The organism is Mesorhizobium sp. (assembly GCF_004963255.1).
Lineage (GTDB): Bacteria > Pseudomonadota > Alphaproteobacteria > Rhizobiales > Rhizobiaceae > Mesorhizobium.
Map to the genome: position 1 here is coordinate 39,768 of NZ_SUGA01000020.1, position 20,244 is coordinate 60,011.

Below are 20,244 nucleotides of genomic sequence, written 5' to 3' on the forward strand. Positions count from 1 at the left end.
AGAAACATGGCGGGTTTGCCGACCACGGCACGCGTGGTGATCATCGGAGGTGGCGTCGTCGGCTGCTCATCGCTCTATCACCTCTGCAAGGCGGGCTGGACCGACTGCGTGCTTCTGGAAAAGAACGAGCTGACCTCCGGCTCGACCTGGCATGCCGCCGGCAACGTGCCGACCTTCTCCTCGTCCTGGTCGCTGATGAACATGCAGCGTTATTCGACCGAGCTTTACCGGGGGCTCGCCGAAGCGGTCGACTATCCGATGAACTACCATGTCACAGGCTCGCTCCGGCTCGCCCATACCAAAGAGCGCATGCAGGAATTCCAGCGCGCCAAGGGCATGGGTCGCTACCAGGGCATGGACATCGACGTCGTCGGCCTCGACGAGATCAAGCGCCGCTATCCCTTCATCGAGACGCATGATCTGAAGGGCGCGCTCTATGATCCGAGCGACGGCGACATCGACCCGGCGCAGCTGACCCAGGCGCTCGCCAAGGGCGCGCGCGACATGGGCGCCAAGATCATCCGCTTCTGCCCGGTCAGCGGCGTGCGCCGCGAGAACGGCGAATGGGTAGTCGCTACCCCGCAGGGCGAGATCCGCTGCGAGATCGTCATCAACGCGGCCGGCTACCGGGCCGCCGAGGTTGGAAAAATGTTCGGCCGCGAAGTGCCGATGATGGTGATGAGCCATCAATACATTTTGTTCGAGGAAATCCCCGAGCTTGCCGCCTGGACGAAGGAGCAGGGCCACAAGCTGCCGCTGCTGCGCGACGTCGACACCTCCTATTACCTGCGCCAGGAAAAGAGCGGCATGAATCTCGGCCCCTATGAGCGCAATTGCCGCGCGCATTGGGCGACCCACAACGATCCGATGCCGGAGGATTTTTCCTTCCAGCTTTTCCCCGACGATCTGGACCGTCTCGAGCACTATCTCGCCGACGCCGTTGCCCGTGTACCGATCCTCGGCACAGCCGGCCTTTCCAAGGTGATCAACGGACCGATCCCTTATGCGCCGGACGGCAATCCCTTGATCGGACCGATGCCCGGCGTGCCCAACGCCTTCGAGGCCTGTGTCTTCACCTTCGGCATCGCGCAGGGTGGCGGCGCCGGCAAGGTGCTGGCCGAATGGGTCACCGAGGGCCAGACCGAATGGGACATGTGGTCCTGCGATCCGCGCCGTTTCACTAGCTTTGCCTCGGCGCCCGATTATTGTGTCGCCAAAGGCATGGAGATCTACGGCAACGAATACGCCATCCAGTTCCCGCGCCATGCCTGGCCGGAGGGGCGCAACCGCAAGCTCTCGCCGCTGCATGAGCGCATCAAGGCGCTGGGCGGCCAGTTCGACGCCTATAATGGCTGGGAGCGCGCCACCTGGTATGCTGGATCCGGCGACGACACCTCCGAAGAAGCGACGCTCACCTTCCGCCGCGACGGGCCGTGGCACCGCGCGGTGCGCGAGGAATGCCTCGCCGTGCGCGATGCCGCCGGCATCCTCGACCTGCCCGGCTTCTCACGCTTCAACCTCGAAGGTCCAGGCGCCGCCGAATGGCTGTCGCTGCAGGTCACGGGCCTGGTGCCGAAGCCCGGGCGCATCGGCCTTGTCTATTTCGCCGACGACAAGGGCCGCATCGTCACCGAGATGTCGGTCGTGCGCCACCGCGAAGACCTGATGACGCTGATCACCGCGGCTGTGGCGCAATGGCACGATTTCGAATGGCTAAAGTCGCGCATGCCGAAGGACGCAGGCTTCACGCTGACCGACCGGACCGAGGAATACTCGACCCAGATCCTCGCCGGACCGAACTCGCGCAAAATCCTGGCCGAAGTCTGCGACGCCGATCTGACCCTGCCCTGGCTGACGCATCAGGAAACGACCATTGCCGGACGCTGGGCGAAGCTGGTGCGCGTCTCCTTCGCCGGCGAGCTCGGCTGGGAAATCCACACCAAGGTTGCCGACACGCTTGCTGTTTTCGACGCCGTCTGGGCAGCCGGCCAGAAGCACGGCCTGAAGCCCTTCGGCATGTATGCGCTGGATTCGCTGCGGCTCGAAAAAGGCTACCGCGCCTGGAAGGGCGACCTTTCCACCGACTATTCGATCCTGCAGGGCGGGCTGGAGCGCTTCGTCAAATGGGACAAGCCCGAGTTCCGCGGCAAGACGGCCTTGCTCAATGAGAAGCAGCAAGGCGTGAAGAAGCGCTTCGTCACTTTGGTCGTCGAGAACCCCGGCGACTGCGACGCGCCCTACATGTCGACGCTCTGGCATGACGGCAAGATCGTCGGCGAGACGACCTCGGGCGGCTGGGGCCACCGCGTCGGCAAGTCGATCGCGCTCGGCATGCTGCGCACCGATCTCACCGAGCCGGGCACGGCGGTCGAAGTCGAGATCTTCGGCGATCGCTTCAAGGCCGTTGTCCAGAAAGACGAGCCGCTATGGGATCCGAAGAATGAGAGGTTGAGGGCATGACTTCCGTCATCCTCACCGATGGCGGCATGGGCCAGGAATTGGTTCGCCGCAGCAAGTCCGAGCCGACGCCGCTTTGGTCGGCCAGGGTGTTGATCGACGAGCCGGATCTGGTGCGCAACCTGCATATCGAATTCATCCAGGCGGGCGCCCGCGTCATCACCATCAACACCTATGCGGCAACACCGGAGCGCCTGGCGCGCGAGGGCGCGGAGGACCTGTTCCGGCCTTTGCAGAAGCGCGGCATCGAACTGGCGACGCAGGCTCGCGACGAAGCCGGCGACACCGCGATCGCCGGTTGCTTGTCGCCTCTCTTCGGCAGCTACGCACCGGCTCTGACCATCTCTTTCGAAGAGACGCTCGACATCTATCGCCGCATCGTCGCCGAACAGGCGGACGGCGTTGATCTGTTTCTCTGCGAGACCATGGCCTCGGCAGAGGAGGCACGCGCGGCCGTCACCGCGGCCTCGGAAAGCGGCAAGCCTGTATGGGTGTCCTGGACGCTCTCCGACCATGGCGCACCACGCCTGCGCAGCGGCGAAACGATCGCTGCGGCTTCAGCCGCGCTCGGCGACCTGTCGGTCGCCGCTAGGCTCATCAATTGCTGTCGGCCGGAAGTGGTTACCGCCGCAATATCCGAACTGATCGCGCTTGGCGGGCCTGTCGGTGCCTACGCCAATGGCTTCACCTCGGTCGAGGCGCTGAAACATGGCGGCACGGTTGATGTGCTGCACGCCCGCCACGACCTTGACCCGCAGGCCTATGCCAACCAGGCCATGGGCTGGGTCGATGCCGGCGCCCATATCGTCGGCGGCTGCTGCGAGGTCGGCCCCGCTCACATCGCCGCATTGCGCGACCGGCTCGAACAGGCCGGCCATCGGATATCGGGAGTTCAGTGATGCCAAGACCATCGAAGCGCATTACCGCTATCGTTCCGTCGGGCAAGGACGGCTGGGAGGTCCATTCGGCCGCCTGGGCGCGCCAGCAGGCCGGCGAGGACATCATCATGCTGTCGGTCGGCGACCACGACTTCGACACGCCCTCGGAAACGATCGAGGCCTGCGTCAACGCCGTGCGCGGCAGCAACCACCATTATACGCCGCTGCCCGGCCTGCCGCGCCTGCGCAAGGCAATGGCGGCGGCGTCCACCGCTTGCACCGGCATCGAGACGGAACCCGACGAGATCATCGCAACGCAAGGCGGCCAGGCCGCGCTTTATGCCGCCGTGCAGACCGTGCTGGATCCTGGCGACCACGCCATCGTCGTTGCGCCCTATTACGCCACTTACCCCAACACCTTCAGCGCCGCCGGCGCGACCTTCACTGTGGTCGAGACACCGGCAGAGGACGGGTTCCAGCCCCGTGCGGACATGATCCGCGCCGCGCTGAAGCCCAACACCCGAGCCATCCTGATCAACACGCCGAACAACCCGACCGGTGCTGTCTATTCGCGCGAGCGGCTGGAAGAACTGGCCGAAATCTGCAAGGAGCACGATCTCTGGCTGCTGTCCGACGAGGTCTACTGGACGCTCGGTGGCGGCGACCACATCTCGCCGCGCTCGCTGCCCGGCATGGCCGAGCGCACGCTGGTCATCAACTCGATGTCGAAAAGCCACGGCATGACCGGATGGCGCATGGGCTGGCTGACCGGCCCGACAGAGATGATCCGGCTGCTCACCGATCTCAACCTCGTGACGACCTACGGCCTGCCGGCCTTCATCTCGATCGCCTGCGCCGAAGCGCTCGAGAACCACTATGGCGTGAAAGAGATCGCCGAACGCTACGCCGCGCGCCGCGCCCTGATGCTGGAGGCCATACGCGGCATGAACGACGTCACCGTGCACGGCTCGGAAGGCGGCATGTATGTCATGCTCGATATCTCCGCCATCGAACCCGACGACGAGAAATTCGCCTGGGGCCTGCTCGACAAGGAGAAGGTCGGCGTCATGCCGGGGTCGAGCTTCGGCGAGGCCGCCGCCGGCCACATCCGCATCAGTCTCTGCCAGCCCGAGCCCATCCTCAAGGAAGCAGCACTTCGCCTGCGCCGCTTCGCCTCCAACTACCGCCGCGAGGCCGCATGACCAAGACTGTTCCTACAAAGGCCCGTGCCGTCATCATCGGCGGCGGCGTCTCCGGCTGCTCGGTCGCCTATCACCTGGCCAAGCTCGGCTGGACCGACATCGTGCTCCTGGAGCGCAAGCAGCTCACGTCAGGCACCACCTGGCATGCGGCCGGCCTGATCGGCCAGCTGCGCGGCTCGCAGAACATGACGCGGCTGGCGAAATACTCGGCCGACCTCTACGTCAAGCTGGAGGCCGAGACCGATGTCGGCACCGGCATGCGCCAGGTCGGCTCGATCACCGTCGCGCTGACCGAAGAGCGCAAGCACGAGATCTATCGGCAGGCCTCGCTTGCCCGCGCCTTCGACGTCGATGTGCGCGAGATTTCGCCGCGCGAGGTCAAGGAGAAGTATCCGCATCTCAATGTCTCGGACGTGGTCGGCGCCGTGCATCTGCCGCTCGACGGCCAGTGCGACCCGGCCAACATCGCCATGGCGCTAGCCAAGGGCGCGCGACAGCGGGGCGCGACAATCATCGAGAACGTCAAGGTCACCAAGGTTCACACGAAGAATGGTCGCGTCTCCGGGGTCTCCTGGGCGCAGCGCGAGGATCAGGGCACGATCGAGACCGATATCGTCGTCAACTGCGCCGGCATGTGGGCGCGCGAGCTTGGCCGGCAGAACGGCGTCACTATTCCTCTGCATGCCTGCGAGCATTTCTATCTCGTCACCGAGCCGATCCCCGGCCTCTCCCGTCTTCCGGTGCTGCGCGTCCCGGACGAGTGCGCCTACTACAAGGAGGATGCCGGCAAGATGATGCTCGGCGCCTTCGAGCCGGTCGCAAAACCCTGGGGCATGGACGGCATCCGCGAGGATTTCTGCTTCGACCAGCTGCCCGAGGACATGGACCATTTCGAGCCGATCCTCGAAATGGGCGTTAACCGCATGCCGATGCTGGGCACTGCCGGCATCCATACCTTCTTCAACGGTCCCGAGAGCTTCACGCCCGACGACCGCTACTATCTCGGCGAGGCGCCGGAGCTTTCCGGCTATTGGATGGCGGCTGGCTACAACTCAATCGGCATCGTCTCCTCCGGCGGCGCCGGCATGGCGCTGGCGGAATGGATCAACGACGGCGAGGCGCCCTTCGATCTCTGGGAAGTCGACATCCGCCGCGCCCAGCCGTTCCAGAAGAACCGCCGCTACCTTAAGGAGCGCGTCTCCGAAACGCTCGGCCTGCTCTACGCCGACCATTTCCCTTACCGCCAGATGGCGACCTCACGCGGCGTGCGCCGCTCGCCCTTGCACGAGCATCTCAAGGCACGCGGCGCCGTCTTCGGCGAGGTGGCGGGCTGGGAGCGCGCCAACTGGTTCGCTAGGCCCGGCCAGGAGCGCGAATACCGCTATTCCTGGAAGCGGCAGAACTGGTTCGACAACCAGCGCGACGAGCATCTCGCCGTGCGCAACGGTGTCGGGCTGTTCGACATGACCTCCTTCGGCAAGATCCGCGTCGAGGGCCGCGATGCCTGCGCCTTCCTGCAGCGGCTCTGCGCCAACGAAATGGACGTGGCGCCAGGCAGGATCGTCTACACGCAGATGCTCAACCAGCGCGGCGGCATCGAGAGCGACCTCACCGTGACGCGACTTTCGGAGACGGCCTATTTCCTGGTCGTGCCGGGCGCCACGTTGCGGCGCGACCTCGCCTGGCTGCGCAAGCATGTCGCCAACGAGTTCGTCGTCATCACCGACGTGACTGCCGCCGAAGCGGTCATCTGCCTGATGGGGCCCGACTCGCGAAACCTGATCCAGAAGGTCAGCCCGAACGATTTCTCCAATGCGGCCAATCCGTTCGGCACCTTCCAGGAGATCGAGATCGGCATGGGGCTGGCCCGTGCTCATCGCGTCACCTATGTCGGCGAGCTTGGTTGGGAACTCTATGTCTCGACCGAGCAGGCCGCCCATGTCTTCGAGGCGATCACTGAAGCCGGCGCCGATGTCGGCCTGAAGCTCTGCGGCCTGCATACGCTGGATTCCTGCCGCATCGAAAAGGCCTTCCGCCATTTCGGCCATGACATCACCGACGAGGACAATGTGCTGGAGGCCGGCCTCGGCTTCGCGGTGAAAACGAGCAAAGCCGGCTTCATCGGCCGCGACGCGGTGCTCAGGAAGAAGGAAGCCGGCCTGTCACGCCGGCTGGTGCAGTTCCGGCTCAAGGACCCCGAGCCCCTGCTCTTCCACAACGAGGCGATCCTGCGCGATGGCCGGATTGTCGGCCCGATCACCTCAGGCAATTACGGCCACCATCTCGGCGGCGCGATCGGGCTTGGCTATGTGCCCTGTGAGGCTGAGAGCGAGGCGGATGTGCTGGCTTCCTCCTACGAGGTGGAGATCGCAGGAGAACGCTTCGCGGCGGAGGCATCGCTGAAGCCGATGTATGATCCGAAGGCGGAACGGGTGAAGATGTAGCGCGGCTTTACCTTCTCCCCTTGTGGGAGAAGGTGGATCGGCGCGCAGCGGCGAGACGGATGAGGGGTGCTCCAGCGGAGTGAGACGCTGGCTTTCCCTGGAACACCCCTCATCCGGCCGCTACGCGGCTCCCTTCTCCACAAAGCGAGAAGGGAAAACCGGCCCTCAAAACCTCTCCAACCTCGCCCTCACCTTCCCCAAAAACGCCGTTCTGCTCTTCGGCGTCGACGAATCCATCAGATAATGCGCCAGGAAGAACGTCTTGCAGCGCGTGGCGCACAACGCCCGCATGCCGCGCAGGATCGTCTTGCGGCCCGGCTGGCCGACGACGACGCTCCACCAGGTCGGCGCGCCGCAGGTGGTGATGACGCCGACCTTGGTGACATGCCGCATCAGCGACGTGATCCGCCCCTTGCCGGCCGGCAGCTTGAAGGCGATGTCCGTCGCCCAGACACGGTCGAACCAGCCCTTCAGCATCGCCGGCAGACCATACCACCAGGTCGGATAGATGAAGAGGATCGCTTCTGCCCACATAAGAAGATCGAAGTGCGGCTTGAGCGCCGGATCTTCCGGCGCCCGGTCATTGTAGAAGCGCCGCTCCTCGCAGCTCATCACCGGATCGAAATTCTCGGCATAGAGGTCGAGCAGCCGCACGTCCCAGCCTCTTCGCGTCAGCACCTCGACGGCGGTGTCGCGGATCGCCGCGCAGTAGCTTTCCGGCACTGGATGGCAATAGACCACCAGCACACGCATCAGAATTGATCCATGCTGGCCGCGACCTTTGCCATGAACGCGTTGCGCGTCTCGTCGGTCGAAAGGTTCATCGAATAATGCGCGAGGTAGGAGACTGGAGCGCCGGGCAGAATCGTGGCCCGCAGCATGCGCTTGACGATCTTGCGCGGCGGGTCGCCCATCAGCATGGCGCGAAAGCGGCTGCCGCCATAGGTGGTCACGGCAGCGAGCTTGCGGATGTTGTGCAGCGTCGGCCGCACTTTGCCGTCGACCAGCTTGAACGACACGCCTGGCAGGAAGACGCGATCGAAGAAACCTTTCAGGATCGCCGGATAGCCGTAATTCCAGACCGGAAAAGACAGCACCAGCGCCTCAGCATTTTGCAACCTTTCGATGTAGCCGGCGACGGCATCGGCTGGGCCACGCGGATCGTGATAGCCAAGGCGCTCGGCACGCGTCAGCCGCGGATCGAAGTCTTCGGCATAGAGATCGCAGTCATCAATCGTGTGGCCCGCCGCGGTCAGCCGCTCGACGATCGTCCGGTGCAGGCCGGCATTGAAGCTTGTCTCCACCGGATGCGCGTAAAGCACGAGGATGTTCATCAGCCCGCCTTTTGCAGGCCCTTGAACAGGAAGGGCTTGCCCGAGCGATAATCGTAGGCGGGGTTTTCCCAGGCGATCATCTTGCCGGGGTTGAGCAGCCCTTGCGGATCGGTCTGACGCTTGAAGGCAAGCTGCACATCGTCTGTTCGCTTCATGCCGCCCTCTTCCAGCGTGTAGCGGTGCGGGTTGAAGATCCAGCAGCCATTGTCCTCATGGATACGGATGATCTCGTTGAGCCGCTCTTCCGTTGTGTAGCGCACCAGCGGCAGGCCGGCGGCGCCGATCGCGCCGTCGAAGCGGATGAATTCGAGATGCGCCGGCACCTCGTTGCCGAAGCGCTCGACCATCGCCTTGACATGGGCGAGATGATCCGGCGACGGATAGCGTGCTTGCAAATAGGTGATCGTCGGATCGACCCGGATGGCGCGTAACGTGGTGTGGTTCCAGGTGAGCTCGTAGGCCGGCGGCAATCCTTTGAGATCGGCCTCCTGGTCGGCGCGGAAGACGATCTCGCCCCTGGTGCTGCGCACGAAGGCGACAAAGGCGTCCATCGCATGCGGCGCGATCATGCACACCACGATGCTCTGCTCGCGCCTAAAGAATTTCTGGTGCCGCTTGAAATAGTCGTAAGGAATGGGCGCGGCGATCGGCGTGATCAGCTTGGCCAAGATGCCGTCCTGCACGGCGAGATCATTGCCGAAGCCGGCCGCCTCCATGAAATCGTCGAAACCGACGATGACGTCGATCCAGTCATAGGAAGCAGTCAGTGGCATCTCGACTTCGGTGATGATGCCGTTGGTGCCATAGGCGTGCATGACCTTGAGCACCTCTTCGCCGGTCAGGTCCATGACGCGTGGCTCGGCCTCCATCGTCACGGTCCGTAGCCTGATGACGTTGCCGAGGTCGCGCAACCCGCCCCAGCGGATCGAGCCGACACCGCCCGAGCCGCCGGCGATAAAGCCGCCGATCGAAGCTGTGTTGTAGGTCGAGGGCGAGAGTCTCAACTCCTGCCCGGAATGCGCCCGCGTCGCCTTGTCGATCTCGGCCAGAATCGCGCCAGGCCCGGTCACCACGCGCCCCGGCGCGATCGCCTTGATAGCGTTCATCTCGGCGAGGTTGAGCACCACGCCGCCCGACAGCGGCATCGCCTGCCCGTAATTGCCGGTGCCGCTGCCGCGCGGCGTCACCGGAACCCCGTGCCGGTGACAGGCCGCGAGCACGCGGATCACCTCGTCCTCGCTCTTCGGCGTGACGATGAGATCGCCTTTGACATGATCGAGCTGTGCCTTCAGCACCGGGCTATACCAGTAGAAGTCGCGGCTCTTCTGCTGGACGATCGCCGGATGGTCGTCGATCTTGATCCCGTCGAGATCGCGCTTCAGGGTTGCGATATCCATCATCACACCATCAGTTCATCGAGTTCCGCATAGTCGGGCAACTGGCGTTCGATCGCGTTCCCGTCGCGCACCACGATGCGATCCGATTCGGGCCGCGACAGCAATTCCGTCCAGCTCCGTCCCTTGAAGACGATGAAATCGGCTGAGCCGCCGACGGCAAGCGTCCCAGCGTCATCGAGACGCATCACCTCGGCCGGCGTCGCCGCCACCGCCTTCGGCCAGTCTCCGACCGGATGGTCGAAATGCAGGATGCGCGTCGCCATCCGGTAGACTTCAAGCATGTCGAGATCGCCATAGGCGTAGAACGGATCGCGCGTGTTGTCGGAGGCGACCGCCACCTTGATGCCGCGCGCCCTCATCTCGTGCAGCAGCGTCACGCCGCGCCAGCGCGGCGTGGTTTGGTTGTTGCGGCGGTCCTGCAGATAGAGGTTGCACATCGGCAGCGACACCACGGCAAGCCGCGCCTTCGCCACCTTGTCCAGCGTGTCGAGAACCTCAAGGTCCGGCTGGCGCGCCAGCGAGCAGCAATGGCCGACCAGGATGTTGCCCTCGAAACCGTTCCAAAGCGACGCCTCGGCGATCTTCTTCAGCGAGATCGCCGCGACGTCATCGGTCTCGTCGGCATGGAAGTCCAGGTCGAGCCCATGCTTGATGGCTTCAGCGAAGACCTGGTCGAGAAGTTCCTCGAGATCGGGCACCATATAGGTCACAACGCCGAGCACACCCTTGGCCGCAGCGACGCGCTTGGCCAGCCGTTCGAACCAGGCCTTGTCTCGCACGCCTTCGATGCCGAGCAGGCAGGCCGCTTGCAGATCGATGCGCCCACGCCATTTTTCGCGCATCGTCTCGAAAACCGGCCAGGAGATTTCCTCCTGCGGTGGCACGCTGTCGAGATGCGTGCGCACCGCCTTGGTGCCATGCGCGTAGGCTGAGCGCAGCGAAAAATCCATGCGCTGCGCGACATCCTCCGCACTCCAGCGCGCCGCGCGGTCGGCGCCGGTGGCGTTGAGCGCGCCCATGAAGGTGCCGTCGGGATTGGGCTTTCGCGGCCAGATATGGCCCTTGTCGATATGAGTGTGGCAGTCGACGAAGCACGGCAGCACGATCCGGCCCGCAAGGTCGATGGCATCGGCTGGCGCCACTGCCCGGTCGTGCGCGGCGAGGTCGGCGATCTTGCCCTCAGCGACGGTAATGTCGGCCAGCCCAAACCCATCCGAATCGAAAGCGACGGCAACACCCGGCGTGAGCGATCGATGAAGCCGAACGTTAGCCAGGCGATAAGAACCAGAGGTTGGTATCAAGGCCTGCCCCCCGCTGTCCTATGCAACACCGTTCTGTTGGGTCGGGGACACGCCGAACGGCCGTGCGGAGACTGTCTCCGCACGCCTGTTCGCAGCGTCTCTGGTCCAAGCAGGCAGTCACTGTTCTTAATCACGCCAATCACCCTAATGCTCCTGCTTGAGCGCGCTCTCGTGCCAGCGGCGCAGGATCAGATGCGACACCAGCGACAGCACCAGGAAGATCAGGATGCCGGTGAGCGAGATCAGGATCAGCGCCGCGAACAGGCGCGGCGCGTTGAGCCGGTAGCCGGCCTCGATGATGCGCGAGGCAAGCCCTGACGACTGCCCCTGCGCACCCGCGACGAATTCGGCGACCACGGCGCCGATCAGCGACAGGCCGCCGGCGATCTTCAGCCCGCCGAGGAAATAGGGCATCGCCGCCGGCAGGCGCAGATAGCGCAATTGCTGCCAGCGCGTCGCGCCGTTGAGCTTGAACAGGTCGCGCAGATTCCGGTCAACCGAGTTCAGCCCGAGCGTGGTGTTCGACAGGATCGGGAAGAAGGCGACGATCCAGGCGCAGAGCAGCAGTTTGACCGTCTGATTGTTCACATAGATGTTGATCAGCGGGAAGATGGCCACGATCGGCGTCACCTGCAGCACGATGGCGAAGGGGAAGAACGACATCTCCACCCATTTCGACTGCGCGAACAGCACCGCCAGCCCGACGCCGCCGATGACCGCGAGCAAAAGGCTGAGGAAGGTGATCCTGAGCGTCACCAGCAGCGAGGAAAACAACAGGCCGGTGTCGCTATGCAGCGTCTGCAACACCACGCCGGGACGCGGCAGGATATATTGCGGGATCTCGTTCCAGACGCAGATGCGATCCCACAGCCAGATCGCCAGCACCATGATCGCCAGCGGCAGCACCCATTTGCCGATCCGCTCCAGACGCTCCTGGCGGACGCGGCGCGCCTCTTCGGGATCGAGCTTCAATGCAGCGTCTTCAATGGCCGTCATGGTGTGGTCCGGCGGTTGAGTTGATGGCGTTCACCAGCACGTCCGAGGCCTGCCGGCAGAGCGCGGCATAGTCGGGTGAGGTCCGGAACACCTCGTCGCGCGGATAAGGCGCGCGGATGGGGAGCTCACCGAAAACGCGGCCCGGCCGCGCGGCCATCACGACGACGCGGCTGGACAGGAACACGCTCTCGAAGACGCTGTGGGTGACGAAGACGACGGTGAAACGCTCGTCCTGCCACAGCTCCAGAAGATCGTTGTTGAGCTTGAAGCGGGTGATCTCGTCGAGCGCCGCGAAGGGCTCGTCCATCAGAAGGATGCGCGGCTTGGTCACCATGGCCCGCGCGATCGACACCCGCATCTTCATGCCGCCGGAAAGCTCGCGCGGTACGGCATTTTCGAAGCCGGTGAGATGGACCCGCGCCAACATCTCCATCACCGCCGGCGCGGCCTTGGCGCGCGACACGCCCTTCAGCCTGAGCGGCAGCCAGACATTGTCGAAGACGCTCGCCCAAGGCAGCAGCGTCGGCTCCTGGAAGACGAAGCCGATGTTCGAGCGGTCGATCGAACCGCGCCAGTCGAGCTGGCCGGAGGTCGGCGTCGACAGGCCGGCGATCAGCCGGAGCGCCGTCGACTTGCCGCAGCCGGACGGGCCGAGCAGGCTGAGGAAATCGCCCTCGCGGATCGCCAAGTCGACCTTGCTCAGCGCCGTCACGCCGTTGGAAAAGACCTTGCCGACGTCGCGCAACGAAAGCAGCATCGGGGCCTCGCCCGATGCCGCCGGGGTCTCAGCCACTTTCTCCTGGATCATCTCAGGCAGGCCGCCCTACTTCTTCAGCTCCAGCCCGACACCCTTGTTGATGAAAGCCAGTGTGTAGGCCTTCTTGATGTCGATGCCCGGCTGCGCAACCTTGGCCTTGACCATCTTGTCGTAAAAGCTCTGGATGCGCGCGTCGGTCATGGCGCCGATGCCGAGCTTTTCCGAATCGCCGGAATCGACGACGCCGAACTTCTTCAACTGCTCGATCGAGAAGGCGATCTGCTCATCCGTCATGTCCGGATTGTCCTTCTTGATCATGTCGTTGGCGGCCTTGTTGTCGCCATAGAGATAGCTGTACCAGCCCTTGGCCGAGCCATCGACGAAGCACTGAACGACCTCTGGCCGCTTGTCGATCGTATCCTGCATCACCTCGATGGTCGTCGCATAGGTATCCCAGCCATAATCGGCGAGCAGGAACTGGTTCGGAACGAAGCCGCCCGCCTTCTGCACCGCGAAAGGCTCGGACGTGACATAGCCCTGCTGGATCGACTTCTTGTTGGCGATGAAGGGCGCCGGGTTGAAGGTGTAGGGCACGCGCTTCGCCGCATCGTAACCGAGTTCGGTCACCATCCACTGGAAGAAGGTCTGCGCGCCCTCGTCGCCGAGGATATACTGGTCGGCGTTCTTGAGGTCTTCCCACTTGTCCAGCCCCTGCCCCGGCTGGGACATGATGACCTGCGGGTCCTTCTGAAAATCGGCGGCGACGACGCGCATCGGAATGCCCTGCTGCACCGCGTCGAAGGCCGAAAGCAGATTGCCGCCCATGTAGAAATCGATCTTGCCGGCAAGCAGCATCGGCCGGCCGCTGACCTGCGGGCCGCCCTGCATGATGGTGACGTCGAGACCGCAGGCGGCGTAGGTGCCGTCGGCAACGGCCTGGTAGTAGCCGCCATGCTCCGGCTCCGCCAGCCAGTTGGTGCCGAACGTCACCTTCTCGTTCGCGGCAGCAGCCAGCGTACCCGCCACCAGCAAGGCGATCGAGCCCGCCAGGATCTTCCCATTTCCGATCATAAACTCACCCTCTCTTGGCCCGGGCGCGCAGCGCGCTGGGCTCGACACCATTGATTCAAGAAGCAAGACACATGCCACCGCCTGGGCCGCCTGCTTGCGCGACAGTCATTGCCGAGACCGGACGGGTCATGCCGTACGCGAGGCATCGTGCCTATTTTTTGAACGCCTGTCCATAATCGCCCGGGAGGCATGCACCGCATCTTGAAGGTTTCATGAATCGAGCCTTAGTCTCAAGGCGCACAGGAGAATGCCATGCTGAAATACCTCGCCCCAAAGGCCATCAAGCCGCCCTTCGCCCGCTACAGCCACGGCGTTGAAATACCAGCCGGAAAACGGCTGGTGCTATGCTCCGGTCAGTTGGGCATCGGGGCAGACGACCATGTTCCCGAGGACGCCGGCGCGCAGGCTGAGCTTTGCTTCAAGAACATAGCCGCGATCCTCAGCGAAGCCGGGCTGACCTTGAACGACATTGTGCGCATCAACGCCTTCGTCACCGATCGTGCCCACCTGCAGCCCTATATGGATGTCCGCAACCGGCTCTTTTCCGATCCGGCGCCGGCCTCTACGCTGATGATCGTCTCCGGCTTCGCCCGCCCGGAATTCAAGGTCGAGGTGGAGGTTTTGGCGGCAGGCTAGCGTTGCCCGTAGCCAATAAGCGCATTACACCGACCGGTGCGGACGGCAGAGCAATCGGAGACCAAATTGGCCAAAAGACGTGTGTGGTGGGGCGATTACCGGACGACCGAATACGCCTCGATCGATGCGGAGGAGATCATCGCCGTGCTGCCGGTGGCGGCGATCGAGCAGCATGGCCCTCACCTCCCGGTCTCGACCGACACCTCGATCATGCTCGGCATGCTGGAGACGGTGATCGCGCGCCTGCCTGACGATCTCGACATCCGCATCCTGCCGGTGCAGGCGGTCGGCAAGTCGAACGAGCACCTGCATGCGCCGGGAACGCTCACTCTGCCGGCCACGACCTTGGTCGACGCCTGGACCGAGCTTGGCCTGTCGATCGCGCGCGCCGGGGTCAGAAAGCTGATCATCGTCAATTCGCATGGCGGCAATGAAGAGATCATGGGCATCATCTCGCGCGAATTGCGTGTGCGCGCCAAGATGCTGTCGGTGAAGACGAGCTGGCAGCGTTTCGGTCGCCCGGCGGGCATGTACACCGAGCTCGAGGATCGTCACGGCATCCATGGCGGCGATGTCGAGACCTCGCTGATGCTGCATTTCCGGCCCGACCTCGTCGACATGAGCAAGGCCGACAATTTCGTCTCCAATGTCGCCCGCGCCGAACAGGAATTCGCCCTGCTGCGCCACACCGGAACGCACGCCTTCGCCTGGATCGCCAGCGACCTCAACCCCAACGGCGTGGTCGGCGATGCCTCGATCGCCACCGCCGAGAAGGGTCGGCTAACCGCCGAGCATCAGGCAGACGGGTTCATCAATCTGGTCAGGGATGTGCGTAAGGCGAAGCTGACCGACTGGCTGTCGTAGCGGTGCGTCCACTGTGATCTATGCTTCGATCCCCAATTCGAAGGGGACTCCTTCGAACGCATCGGCGCCGCGTCCGATCGCCTCGATCGCCGCGATCATGCGGCCGTTGCGCTGAAGCAGCATGTCGGCAACCGCGATCAGCCGTGGATTGGGCGTGGCTGTCGGCGACAGGAAGCGCAGCGTCTTCGCGAGTTCCATCTCGTCACGCTTCGGCGCCAGAGCCGCCGCGATGATATAGGCCGAAGCAGTCGAGCGGCTGACGCCGGCATAACAGTGCACGACCAGCGGCCTCACGCGATCCCAGCGATAGGCGAAATCCAGCAAGGCCCGCACATGCTCCTCGCCGGGCATCGTCATGCCTTCCTGGGCGATGGCGATGTCGTGCATGACGAGATGCAGGTGGTTTTCCGCCAGGATGGAGGCCGGGCGCGTCACTTCCGTGCCCGCGGCAAGCAGTGACAGCAAGCGCTGCGCGCCGGTCCTTGCCACGGTCTCGTCGACCTTCGACAGCGAACAGACATGGATCATTGCTCGGACTCCTTCGGCGCATCCTTACGCCTAGAGCATGATGCCGAAAAGTGTGAAGCGGTTTTCGGGCGACATCATGCTCTTTCTCTTTGATTTTGGGCCCAGGCGGCAAGCGCGCTTTCAAGGCGCTGCCATTCTGGTTCGCTGCCCGGCAGGCCGACACGCAGCACTCCAGGCCGCTCGGCAAAATGCCGGATCAGAACGCCGTGCTCTCCGAGCACCGAGAACAGGCTCGGGGCCTCGGCAAACGACAAATAGCGGAACAGGCTGGTACCGCCGGCGACCGGAACATCGAATCGGCCAAGCAGGATTTCGAGGCGACCGGCATACTGTGCCAGGCGTTGCCGCATATCGGCTTGCCATGCCGCATCCGACAAGGCGCGGATGCCATATCCGAGCGCCGGACCGGCCACGGCCCAAGGGCCCAGTTGCGCATCCAGCCGCTCGGCCGTCAGCGCATCCGTCAGCGCGAAGCCGAGCCGAACACCCGCCAGGCCAAAAAACTTGCCGAACGAGCGCAGCACGACAATGCCGCCCTCCCCGACATCGCCCGCCAGGCTTTGCTCGATCGGGCCGACATCCATGAAGGCTTCATCGACGACGAGCAGCCCGCCCTTGGCGCGAAGCCGAGCGCCAAGCTCGAGCAGGCGCGGCTTTTCGATCACCCGCCCGTCCGGATTGTTGGGATTGACCAGCACCGCGAGGTCCGCCTCGGCCAGCGCGTCGAAATCGCTGACTTCCGCGACCGCATGGCCAGCGATGGCCGCGGCGCGGGCATGTTCGGCATAGGTCGGGCCGAGCACCAGCGCCTTGCCGGGCCGCAGCAGAGACGCCACGCGCGGCAGCAGGATCTGCGTGCCGGGCGCTGCCGCCACATGCGCCGCCGACGGCGCGCCATAGGCCGCAGCCGCAATTTCGGCCAGTTCGCGCAGTTGTCCTGCCTCCGGCAATCGGGTGAGGGTGGTGGCGGGCAGTTCGAAAAGCGGATAGGAGTGCGGGTTGATACCTGTCGAGAGGTCCACGAAAGGTTGTGGCGCATGAGGAAAAAGCGCGCTTGCCCGGCCAAGGCTGCCGCCATGATCAACCGCCGCGATCGCGCCGCTTAGAAGCTTCATGTCTGTCCTGATCGCTTTCCTGTCACTCGCCATCGAACGGGTCCTCGGCTATCCGGACTGGCTGTTCAACGCCATCGGCCATCCCGTCACCTGGATTGGCAGGCTGATATCCTTTCTCGATCGCCGGCTCAACCGCGCCACAGATTCCGACGAGATCCGTCGCCGCCAGGGCGTGCGGGCGTTGCTCATTATTTTGCTGGTGCCTGGCCTCATCGGCCTGGCGCTGCATGTCCTGCTCTGGCTGATGTTCCCGACGGGTCTGGTCATTGCCGCCATCCTCGGTTCCTCGCTGCTGTCGCAGAAAAGCCTCGCCGAGCATGTCGAGGAGGTCGCGGATGCGCTGGAGACCGGCGGGCTGACGCTTGGCCGCATCGCCGTTTCGCGCATCGTTGGCCGCGATCCTGAAAAGTTGGACAAGGCAGGCGTCGCCCGCGCGGCGATCGAAAGCCTGGCCGAAAACTTCTCCGACGGCATCGTCGCGCCCGCCTTCTGGACCGGCGTCGGTGGTCTCGCCGGCGGCGCTGCCTACAAGGCGGCCAACACCGCCGATTCGATGATCGGCCACCGGACCCCGAAACACGAAGCCTTTGGCCGCGCGGCCGCCCGTTTCGACGATCTGGTCAACCTGCCGGCATCGCGGCTCACCGGCCTGCTCATCGTGCTGGCGGCCTTTCTGGTCCCGGGCGCCGATCCCCGCGCCGCCTGGCAGGTCATGCGGCGCGACGCCAGGAAGCACCGCTCGCCCAATGCCGGCTGGCCGGAAGCCGCGATGGCCGGCGCGCTGGGTCTCTCGCTCGCCGGACCGCGCAGCTATGGCGGCGAGGTCGTGGAGGACGCCTATATGGGCGAAGGCGGCCGCCGCGAGGCCGAAAGCACCGACATCCGCCAGGCCCTGAAACTCTACCGCGTTGCCGACTGGCTGCTGCTCGGCCTGTTCGCTGTGCTGTCGGCGATCGTGATCTATCTGACCATTTCGATCAGCGGCTCAGATTCGATCAGCCGCTAACGATGGTGTGTTGAGATTCAGTTCAGGCCGAGTCGAAAATGGTGGTTTCCGAGAACCGGAGCGGAGCGTACCTAAAGTACGTGAGCACCGGAAGCGCAGGAAACCGCCGTTTGCAGGCCGGCCTCACCTGAATATCAGCACACCTTAGAACTCGATCCCCTGCTGCGCTTTGACCCCAGCGGAAAAATGGTGCTTCGTCAGTCCCATTTCGGTGACGAGATCGGCCGCTTCGACGAGCGGCGGCTTGGCGTTGCGGCCGGTGACGATGACATGCAGATCGTCCCGGCGCGCCTTCAGCGCCGCGACCACCTTTTCCAGGTCGAGATAATCGTAGCGCAGCGCGATGTTGAGCTCGTCGAGCACCACGAGGCTGATAGACGGGTCGGCCATCAGCTCCAGCGCCTTGGCCCAGGCGGCTTCGGCGGCGGCGATATCGCGCTTCAGATCCTGCGTCTCCCAGGTGAATCCCTCGCCCATCGCGTGCCAGACGACGCGGTCGCCGAAGGCTGCGAAGGCGTCCTTCTCGCCGGTGTGCCATTTGCCCTTGATGAACTGGACGACGCCCACGCGCTTGCCATAGCCAAGCATCCTGAGCGCCAGGCCGAAGGCGGCGGTGGTCTTGCCCTTGCCCGGCCCAGTGTTGACGATCAGCAGTCCTTTCTCGATCGTCTTGCCGGCCACCTCAGCGTCTTGCACCGCTTTGCGCTTGGCCATCTTGGCACGATGGCGCTCGGCGTCCCCCTCGTTGATCATCTTGTCTTCGACCATGTCATTTCACCTTGAGCGGCAGCCCCGCCACCATCATCAGCACATTGTCGGCCATCGCCGCGACCTGCTGGTTGAGCCGTCCGGCAGCATCGCGGAAACGGCGCGCCAAAGCGTTGTCGGGCACGATGCCCAATCCGACCTCGTTGGAAACCACGAACCAAGGCCCGCGCGGCCGCGACAGCACGTCGGCCAGCCGCCGGCATTCGCCCTCGACATCATGTTCGGCCAGCATGTGATTGGTGAGCCACAGCGTCAGGCAATCGATCAGCACTGGCTGGCGATCCGGCAAGGCCTCGATCGCGCCGACCAGGTCGAGCGGCGCATCGACGGTGAGCCAGCCTTCCCCGCGCCGCGACCGATGCAGCGCGATGCGCTCGCGCATCTCGTCGTCATAGGCCTGTGCCGTAGCGATGTAGGTCCAGGGCGACGGGTTCGCGGTCGTCAGCTTCTCGGCATAAGAGCTCTTGCCCGAGCGCGCCCCGCCCAGGACGAAGGTCAGTTTGCGATCGGAAGCTTTGTTGCCGCTCGCGGCTGTCGCGCCGGTCATTTCCTGCTCTTGGTCCTTGGATGAAATCTTGCGGCAGCCAACGGCTGACGGGGCGCGACTTTAGGCAGAAGCACAACCACCGGCAAACCAATTTCCGCCGTGTCCCGGCGCGATTGCGGCAAGCGTTTCGGCGCTAAGAAGCGGCGATCCGCACCGCGACCAGCTGCTGCAGCCGCCACAAATGAGCGTCGTGGATGCCGCGCAGCTCGAGATTCTTCACGGTGTTGTAGAGATAGTCGGCGCCCGAGCCCCAGTGGCCGCAGGACGTCGCGAGCCTCTCGACAACATCCTCCTCGGTGAGCGGGCCGGCATAGGTAGTACCCTGCCGGTTGATAACGAAGGCCAGCGCCCGCAACGGACCGGTATCGCTCGTCATATTGATCAAGCGCGGATGATAGCTGGTCGGCTTCAGCGTCACCTCTCGCCGCAGCAGCCTGTCGAGTTGCTCTCGCCGGTCGCCATCTCCGAGCCGAAAGGCGACGCCCTTGCATTGTCCGCCACGGTCCAGCGCCATCATCAGGCCCGGGCTTTCCTTGGTGCCGCGCCAACGCGTCATCTTCATGCAGAAGGATCTGTGCCAGCCGCGCAGCAGAGCGACCCGCTCCTCGACATGCTCGATCTCGGGCTTCCAGATCAGGGAGCCGTAGCCAAACAGCCAAAGCGGTTCGTCGGCGGGAAGCTGGACCTCCAGCATGCGCGCCATTGCGTCATAGTCGGCGTCATCCAGATGCGCGGCGTCAGGATCGGGCCCGCTATCCTCGACGACGCGAAAGCAGCGGGCAACCAGTTCCTCGGTAAGCGACATGGTTCTTGGCAGCATGCGCGCAACTTTAAGGTCCTCGCGCAGCCGCCACAATGCGCCCGAGCCGGCAATTGACAACGACTTTGCCCCGGTGTCCGCTGTCGCGGGAGCAATTCCAGGAAAAGTGCGCAGCGGTTTTCC

At 64.2% G+C, this 20,244-nt stretch carries 19 protein-coding genes; 7 read left to right on the forward strand and 12 right to left on the reverse strand.

Going from position 1 to position 20,244, the window contains the following annotated elements; translation table 11 throughout:
- Positions 1 to 6 precede the first annotated feature (6 nt).
- From E5X34_RS20230 to E5X34_RS20245, 4 genes are read left to right on the forward strand one after another with little or no spacing between them, the layout of a single operon-like run.
- Complete coding sequence (locus tag E5X34_RS20230) at positions 7 to 2,460, forward strand: FAD-dependent oxidoreductase (protein ID WP_292568239.1); 2,454 nt, start codon at positions 7 to 9, stop codon at positions 2,458 to 2,460.
- Positions 2,457 to 3,356, forward strand: a complete 900-nt coding sequence (locus E5X34_RS20235; protein WP_292568241.1) for a homocysteine S-methyltransferase family protein — start codon at positions 2,457 to 2,459, stop codon at positions 3,354 to 3,356. The genes E5X34_RS20230 and E5X34_RS20235 overlap by 4 nt, the downstream gene beginning before the upstream one ends.
- Positions 3,356 to 4,537 (forward strand): pyridoxal phosphate-dependent aminotransferase, encoded by a 1,182-nt coding sequence (locus E5X34_RS20240; protein ID WP_292568243.1) that lies wholly within the window; start codon positions 3,356 to 3,358, stop codon positions 4,535 to 4,537. Before E5X34_RS20235 ends, E5X34_RS20240 begins: the two co-directional genes overlap by 1 nt.
- Positions 4,534 to 6,981, forward strand: a complete 2,448-nt coding sequence (locus tag E5X34_RS20245; RefSeq protein WP_292568245.1) for an FAD-dependent oxidoreductase — start codon at positions 4,534 to 4,536, stop codon at positions 6,979 to 6,981. Before E5X34_RS20240 ends, E5X34_RS20245 begins: the two co-directional genes overlap by 4 nt.
- A gap of 165 nt (positions 6,982 to 7,146) precedes the next feature.
- On the opposite strand, the gene E5X34_RS20250 is transcribed toward E5X34_RS20245, so the two are convergent.
- The 7 genes from E5X34_RS20250 to E5X34_RS20280 form a co-directional block, all read right to left on the reverse strand.
- Positions 7,147 to 7,734 carry an NAD(P)H-dependent oxidoreductase gene (locus E5X34_RS20250; RefSeq protein WP_292568247.1) on the reverse strand — a complete coding sequence of 196 codons (588 nt, stop codon included), beginning with the start codon at positions 7,732 to 7,734 and terminating at the stop codon, positions 7,147 to 7,149.
- Positions 7,734 to 8,315 carry an NAD(P)H-dependent oxidoreductase gene (locus E5X34_RS20255; RefSeq protein ID WP_292568248.1) on the reverse strand — a complete coding sequence of 194 codons (582 nt, stop codon included), beginning with the start codon at positions 8,313 to 8,315 and terminating at the stop codon, positions 7,734 to 7,736. Before E5X34_RS20255 ends, E5X34_RS20250 begins: the two co-directional genes overlap by 1 nt.
- Positions 8,315 to 9,712 (reverse strand): FAD-binding oxidoreductase, encoded by a 1,398-nt coding sequence (locus E5X34_RS20260; RefSeq protein ID WP_292568250.1) that lies wholly within the window; start codon positions 9,710 to 9,712, stop codon positions 8,315 to 8,317. The genes E5X34_RS20255 and E5X34_RS20260 overlap by 1 nt, the downstream gene beginning before the upstream one ends.
- Before the next feature lie 2 nt (positions 9,713 to 9,714).
- Positions 9,715 to 11,013: a cytosine deaminase gene (locus E5X34_RS20265; protein WP_292568252.1), complete on the reverse strand. Its 1,299-nt coding sequence runs from the start codon at positions 11,011 to 11,013 to the stop codon at positions 9,715 to 9,717.
- 144 nt (positions 11,014 to 11,157) lie between these two features.
- Entirely contained in the window at positions 11,158 to 12,009 is an 852-nt protein-coding gene (locus E5X34_RS20270; RefSeq protein WP_292568254.1) for an ABC transporter permease, read from the reverse strand.
- Positions 11,996 to 12,817 carry an ABC transporter ATP-binding protein gene (locus E5X34_RS20275; RefSeq protein WP_292568257.1) on the reverse strand — a complete coding sequence of 274 codons (822 nt, stop codon included), beginning with the start codon at positions 12,815 to 12,817 and terminating at the stop codon, positions 11,996 to 11,998. The genes E5X34_RS20270 and E5X34_RS20275 overlap by 14 nt, the downstream gene beginning before the upstream one ends.
- Before the next feature lie 15 nt (positions 12,818 to 12,832).
- Positions 12,833 to 13,837 carry an ABC transporter substrate-binding protein gene (locus E5X34_RS20280; RefSeq protein WP_292568259.1) on the reverse strand — a complete coding sequence of 335 codons (1,005 nt, stop codon included), beginning with the start codon at positions 13,835 to 13,837 and terminating at the stop codon, positions 12,833 to 12,835.
- 252 nt (positions 13,838 to 14,089) lie between these two features.
- On the opposite strand from E5X34_RS20280, the gene E5X34_RS20285 reads away from it, so the two are divergent.
- Complete coding sequence (locus E5X34_RS20285; RefSeq protein ID WP_292568261.1) at positions 14,090 to 14,473, forward strand: RidA family protein; 384 nt, start codon at positions 14,090 to 14,092, stop codon at positions 14,471 to 14,473.
- 66 nt (positions 14,474 to 14,539) lie between these two features.
- Entirely contained in the window at positions 14,540 to 15,337 is a 798-nt protein-coding gene (locus tag E5X34_RS20290) for a creatininase family protein (protein ID WP_292568263.1), read from the forward strand.
- 18 nt (positions 15,338 to 15,355) lie between these two features.
- On the opposite strand, the gene E5X34_RS20295 is transcribed toward E5X34_RS20290, so the two are convergent.
- Entirely contained in the window at positions 15,356 to 15,865 is a 510-nt protein-coding gene (locus tag E5X34_RS20295) for a tyrosine phosphatase family protein (protein ID WP_292568265.1), read from the reverse strand.
- A 74-nt stretch (positions 15,866 to 15,939) separates the two neighbouring features.
- Positions 15,940 to 16,980, reverse strand: coding sequence for a threonine-phosphate decarboxylase CobD (cobD, locus tag E5X34_RS20300; RefSeq protein WP_292568267.1), 1,041 nt, complete (start codon positions 16,978 to 16,980; stop codon positions 15,940 to 15,942).
- Here cobD and cbiB point away from each other — a divergent pair.
- Positions 16,979 to 17,986 (forward strand): adenosylcobinamide-phosphate synthase CbiB, encoded by a 1,008-nt coding sequence (cbiB, locus tag E5X34_RS20305; RefSeq protein WP_292568269.1) that lies wholly within the window; start codon positions 16,979 to 16,981, stop codon positions 17,984 to 17,986. The genes cobD and cbiB overlap by 2 nt on opposite strands.
- Positions 17,987 to 18,130: 144 nt before the next feature.
- On the opposite strand, the gene cobO is transcribed toward cbiB, so the two are convergent.
- From cobO to E5X34_RS20320, 3 genes are all read right to left on the reverse strand, one after another.
- Complete coding sequence (gene cobO, locus E5X34_RS20310) at positions 18,131 to 18,754, reverse strand: cob(I)yrinic acid a,c-diamide adenosyltransferase (protein ID WP_292568271.1); 624 nt, start codon at positions 18,752 to 18,754, stop codon at positions 18,131 to 18,133.
- Position 18,755: 1 nt separating this feature from the next.
- Complete coding sequence (cobU, locus tag E5X34_RS20315; RefSeq protein ID WP_292568273.1) at positions 18,756 to 19,301, reverse strand: bifunctional adenosylcobinamide kinase/adenosylcobinamide-phosphate guanylyltransferase; 546 nt, start codon at positions 19,299 to 19,301, stop codon at positions 18,756 to 18,758.
- A gap of 133 nt (positions 19,302 to 19,434) precedes the next feature.
- Positions 19,435 to 20,121, reverse strand: coding sequence for a gamma-glutamylcyclotransferase (locus E5X34_RS20320; RefSeq protein WP_292568275.1), 687 nt, complete (start codon positions 20,119 to 20,121; stop codon positions 19,435 to 19,437).
- Positions 20,122 to 20,244: the final 123 nt, after the last annotated feature.